At 71.6% G+C, this 5,007-nt stretch carries 5 protein-coding genes; all 5 read right to left on the bottom strand.

Features of this window, described 5'->3' with window-relative positions:
- Nucleotides 1–66: 66 nt before the first annotated feature.
- The 5 genes from GUY61_RS34505 to GUY61_RS42025 are packed head-to-tail and all read right to left on the bottom strand — an operon-like array spanning nt 67 to nt 4,977.
- A complete protein-coding gene (locus GUY61_RS34505; RefSeq protein WP_166634266.1) occupies nt 67–1,440 on the bottom strand; it encodes a sensor histidine kinase in 1,374 nt (457 codons plus the stop codon).
- A 3-nt stretch (nt 1,441–1,443) separates the two neighbouring features.
- Entirely contained in the window at nt 1,444–2,337 is an 894-nt protein-coding gene (locus GUY61_RS34510; RefSeq protein ID WP_166634267.1) for a DUF5936 domain-containing protein, read from the bottom strand.
- A 13-nt stretch (nt 2,338–2,350) separates the two neighbouring features.
- Nucleotides 2,351–3,289 carry a type II secretion system F family protein gene (locus GUY61_RS34515; protein WP_166634268.1) on the bottom strand — a complete coding sequence of 313 codons (939 nt, stop codon included), beginning with the start codon at nt 3,287–3,289 and terminating at the stop codon, nt 2,351–2,353.
- Nucleotides 3,286–4,632, bottom strand: a complete 1,347-nt coding sequence (locus tag GUY61_RS34520; RefSeq protein ID WP_166634269.1) for a CpaF family protein — start codon at nt 4,630–4,632, stop codon at nt 3,286–3,288. The genes GUY61_RS34515 and GUY61_RS34520 overlap by 4 nt, the downstream gene beginning before the upstream one ends.
- 48 nt (nt 4,633–4,680) lie before the next feature.
- Nucleotides 4,681–4,977 carry a pilus assembly protein gene (locus GUY61_RS42025; protein WP_166634270.1) on the bottom strand — a complete coding sequence of 99 codons (297 nt, stop codon included), beginning with the start codon at nt 4,975–4,977 and terminating at the stop codon, nt 4,681–4,683.
- Between the last annotated feature and the right edge of the window lie 30 nt (nt 4,978–5,007).

Genomic DNA, 5,007 nt, shown 5'->3' on the forward strand with positions numbered 1-5,007 from the left:
GTGCGGCCTCCTCTCGGTCGGTCGGGGACTGGGGACGGCGGACGGGAGCGGATCGGCTCGGTGGGTTCAGTTCAGCAGGGGGCGGCTCACCGGGGACAGGGCCGCGATGGGCAGTTCCACCCTCACTTCGGTGCCGCCCGCCGTGCGCCCCCGGCCGATGCGGATGCGGGCACCGATGCCCGCCGCCCGCTCGACCATGCCGACAAGCCCGAAGTGGCCGGTCCTGCGCAGTTCGTCGAGGCTGGTGCCGGGCGGCAGCCCGCGGCCGTTGTCCAGGACGCTGACCCGCAGCAGGCCGTCGACGAGGCCGAGTTCGACGCGTACGCGGGTGGCGCCCGCGTGCCGGTGGCTGTTCTCCATCGCCTCGGTGGCGATGGTGAGCAGGTGCCGGGCGACGGTGTGCGGTACGGGGGGCAGCGAGCCCGTGCCGAGCGGCTCGTAGGAGGCGTGGATGCCGGCGCGTGCGCCGAAGTCGGCGACGTGCGCGGCGAGTTCGGCGGAGATGTCGACGCCCGCCGTGTCATGGTCGGCCCGGCGGCGCAGATCGGCGAGGAGTTCGCGGGACTCGGCGGCCGCGCGGCGCGCCGAGCGTGCGACAAGGCCCGCCTGGTACTTGACGGTGAGCGGGTCCATGCGGTCGGCCGACGCGGCGAGGCTGTCGGCGGCCATGGCCAGGCCGTGCAGGGTCTTGGCGACGGAGTCGTGCATCTCGCGGGCCAGCCGGGCGCGTTCGCCCTCCACGGCGTCGCTGACGGTCAGCCGCGCCGTCGCCTCGGCGAGTGCCTGGGTGGCGGCGCCGAAGCGGAACATCAGGTTGCGCAGGGTGACGCCGATAATGCCGGCGGCGGCGCAGAAACCGCTGATGATGAGGGTGCTGGACGGGTTGTCCATGCGCTGCTGCCAGGCGCTGTACGCCCCGAACAGCACCAGGACCTGCAGCGCGGTGAAGATCGCGGCGCCCCGCCACCCGTACAGCAGTCCGGCGAGCAGCGGCGTGCACACCGTGGCGTAGCCCAGCGGCGAGTCGGCCGTCGCCGTGAGCAGCAGGACCGTACCCAGGGCGAGGTCGACGCCGAACAGCCACTGGTGGCGGAGCAGCAGGGGCCCGATGCGTTCCCAGTCCCGCAGCACGGCGTACGAGCCCATGACGCTGATCACGACGGCGGCGCCGACCAGCCAGTTGCCGAGCCTGCCCTGAGCGCTCTCCAGGGCGAAGGGCGCGCCGAGCCCGATCATCGCGAGCCGGAAGCCGAAGACCTGCCGGCACAGTGCCTGGAGGGCGTTGAGCTGGATGGGCAGGCTGGGGGCGGGCGCATCGTCGTCGAGGACGGAGGCGAGCGGGGGCCGGGTTTCGGGCCGGGACGGCGGACCGCCGCGGTGAGGGCCGCCGTGGGATGCCCCGCCGCGGCGAGGCCCGCCTCCTCTGAGTGCGATGGCCATGGGTCACCGACCGCTGAAGATGGTCGCGAAGTCGGTCGACGAGCCGAGGAACATGCCGGTCACGATGAGGATGAGGGTGGCCGGGACCATGAAGACCAGCGTCACCATGGTCGCCTTGGGAATGGTCTTGGCGGCACGCCGGCGGGCGTTCTGCGCGTCGGTGCGGCGCATGTCGGTGGCGATCTGGATGAGCGTGTCGGCGATGGGGGCGCCGAGTTCCTCGCCCTGCTGGAGCGCCGTGACGAACTGGGACACCTGCTCGGAGGCGTTCCGCTTGCGCAGTTCCTCGAAGGCCTGGCGGCGGCTGACGCCCATGTCCATCTGACGCAGGGTGATGCGGAGTTCGTCCGCCCAGGGGCCCTCGTACTTCTCGGCGACCCGGTCGAGTGCCTGCCGGAAGCCCAGGCCGGCGCTGACGACGACGGCGAGGACGTCGAGGAAGTCGGGGAGGGTGCGCTCGATGACGTCCTTGCGTTCCCTGATGGCCTGCCAGATCAGCGCGTCGGCGGCGAACAGCCCGAAGACGAGCGCGAAGACGCCGAACAGGGGCACGTCGTTGGCGAAGAAGGACAGGCCGCAGACGAGGCCGAAGATGCCGTAGACGGCGCGGCGGGCCGCGTACCGGTCGATGGTCAGGCCGCCCGGGTTGCCCGCCATGTTGATCTTCCGGCGCTTCTGGTCGACGCGCTTGGGGCCCATGAGGCGCAGCACGGTGGGGGCGAAGCGCATGCCGAGCCGGTCGATCACCGAGTCCGCGCGGGAGACCCGGGTGGAGCCGACCTCCAGGGCGAGGGCGAGGTCGCCGGGGAGCTTGGCCTCGGCGCGGTACATGCGGATGCCCTGGAAGATCCCGGCCACGGACAGGCCCAGCAGGAGGGCCAGCAGCAGTCCCAGCATTCGTTCCTCCCCCTCACACTTCGATCTTGCCGAGGCGGCGGATGACGACGAAGCCCGTGGCGTACAGGCCGAGGGAGACCAGGATGAGGATCTGGCCGAGTGCCGATCCGGTGACCCGGGCCAGCGCGCCGTCCTGCATGGCGTTCAGCATCAGCAGGGCGCCGGCACCCAGGGCTGGGACGGTGAAGGCGGTGGCGTTGACCTCGGAGAGCATGGTGCGGACCTCGCGCCGGGTCTCCTTGCGCTCCTCCAGGGTGACGGTGAGGTTGCGCAGCGAACTGACGACGGTGCCGCCCGCCTTGTTGGACAGGATGAGCGTGGTGACGAGGACGACCAGTTCGCGGGAGGGGAGGCGTTCCGTCAGCTCGCCGAGGGCGTCGTCGATGGACCGGCCGACGGACAGCTGGTTGGCGACGACGCTCAGCTCCTCACCCGCCGGGGCCTCCAGTTCCTCGGCGGCCATGGCCAGTGCGGTGCGCAGGGCCAGGCCGGCCTGGGTGGCGTTGGCGAGGATCCGTGCCAGGTCGGGAAGCTGGTTGATGAACGCCTCGATGCGCTTCTGCCGCTGCCAGTTGAGGAACATGTTGCCGCCCCACACCCCGACGATCCCGGCGACGGGACCGAAGAAGGGAGCGAGGACCGAGGCGGCGATCAGCCAGAGCGCGGCCACCGTCAGGCAGGTGTAGACGAGGAACTCGCCCGGGGTGAGGTCCAGGCCGGTCGCCGCCAGCTTCAGCTGGATGCGGCGGCCGAGGCGGGTCCTGCGCAGCCTGCGGTCGACGGCGGTGAAGCGCCGGGTGCGGCCGCCCGGGGGCAGCATGGGTGTGGCGGCGAGCCGGTCGACGAGGGCGGCGCGCTGGGCGCGCCCGGAGGCGTAGCTGTGTACCCCGGCGACGGCGAGCACACCGCAGAGCAGCGTGGCGCCGATGGCGAGCAGGGCGGGGTTGTTCATCCGATGGCCTCCCTCATGTGCAGTCCGTCCAGGCCGTCCGCGGCGACTCCGAAGGCGGGTGGGATGGGTTCGTTGGAGAGGTAGAGGCGTTCGGCGAAGCGGCGTGGCAGCGGCAGGTGCTCGAAGCGGCCGTGGACGACGCGGTCCGCGCTGATGGGCTGTGGCACGAAGCGCGAGACGGTGGCGATGGTGAAGGGCTGCCGGCCGTGCGAGGCGAGGATGGCGATCTCGCTGATCCTGCGGGAGCCGTCGGCGTGCCGGGTGAGCTGGACGATCACGTCGACGGCGCTGTTGATCTGATCGCGCAGGGCCTCGAAGGGGATCTCGACCTCGGACATGGAGCCCAGGGTCTGCAGGCGCATCAGCGCGTCCTCGGCGCTGTTGGCGTGGACGGTGGCGAGGGAGCCGTCGTGGCCGGTGGACATGGCCTGGAGCATGTCGAGGGTCTCGCCGCCGCGGACCTCGCCGACGATGATGCGGTCGGGGCGCATGCGCAGGGAGTTGCGCACCAGGTCGCGTACGGTGATCTGGCCCTTTCCCTCGACGTTGGGGGGCCGGGTCTCGAGTCGTACGACGTGGGCCTGCTGGAGCTGGAGTTCGGCGGCGTCCTCGACGGTGATGATGCGTTCGTGTTCCGGGATCAGGCCGGAGAGCGCGTTCAGCAGGGTGGTCTTCCCGGAGCCGGTGCCGCCCGAGACGATCACGTTGAAGCGGGCGCGGACGAAGGCGGAGAGCAGCAGGAGCATCTGCTCGTCGAGTGTGCCGAGGGTGATCAGTTCCGGAAGTTTGTAGGCGCGTGGGAAGCGGCGGATGGTGAGCGTGGGGCCGGTCAGGGAGAGCGGCGGGATGATGACGTTCACGCGCTCGCCGGACGGGAGGCGGGCGTCGACCATGGGGTTGGACTCGTCGACGCGCCGGTTGACGGTCGAGACGATGCGTTCGATCGTCTGCATGAGCTGCTCGTTCGACGCGAAGCGCATGGGGAGTTGTTCGACGCGGCCGCCGCGCTCGACGAATATCGCGTCGGGGCCGTTGACCATGATCTCGGTGATGGAGGCGTCCTCGAGCAGCGGTTCGAGTACGCCGAGGCCGAGGGCCTCGTCGACGACGCGGCGGATGAGCTGGGAGCGCTCGGCGGTGGACAGGACGGGGCCCTCGCGGCTGATGATGTGCGCGAGGACGCGCTCCAGCCTGGCCCGGCGTTCCGCCGCCGCGAGGGCGGACATCTCGGCGAGGTCGATCTCCTCCAAGAGCTTCGCCCGGTAGAGGGCGACCATGTGGCCGTCCTCGCGGCCACCGCCACCGTGGTCCTCGGGGGCGGCGATACGTGCCCGCAGACTCATGTCCGTACCCTCCTTGCCATCCTCGTCGTCCTCGTCGTCCTCGTCGTCCTAGTCGTCCTGGTCGCAGGGCATGGTGACGGTGCGGGTCGCGGTCCAGCCGTTGCCGACGAAGGGGACGAGCAGGGGGACGTCGATCTCGGCGGTGGTGGGGCCGTCGCAGCCGCCGGCGGCGGTGACGTCCAGGCTGACGGCGGCGTCGGCCGCCGCCTGCCCGGTGCCCGGCTCCAGCGACTCCGCCCGCGCGGCGGCGCGCGCGGTGTGCCGGTGGGCCGGTGTCCCGCTGGCGGATGCCGAGACGGAACCACTGGCCAGGGACCTGGTGGCGATGGTCGACGGCTTCGCCACCCCCGGGCCCCGTCACTGGCGAGCCCGCAC

Source organism: Streptomyces sp. GC420 (assembly GCF_009916105.1).
GTDB lineage: Bacteria > Actinomycetota > Actinomycetes > Streptomycetales > Streptomycetaceae > Streptomyces.

Coding starts and splice junctions, on each gene's coding strand:
- GUY61_RS34505 (WP_166634266.1), bottom strand. CDS start 1,440: ATGGCCATCGCACTCAGAGGAGGCGGGCCTCGCCGCGGCGGGGCATCC.
- GUY61_RS34510 (WP_166634267.1), bottom strand. CDS start 2,337: ATGCTGGGACTGCTGCTGGCCCTCCTGCTGGGCCTGTCCGTGGCCGGG.
- GUY61_RS34515 (WP_166634268.1), bottom strand. CDS start 3,289: ATGAACAACCCCGCCCTGCTCGCCATCGGCGCCACGCTGCTCTGCGGT.
- GUY61_RS34520 (WP_166634269.1), bottom strand. CDS start 4,632: ATGAGTCTGCGGGCACGTATCGCCGCCCCCGAGGACCACGGTGGCGGT.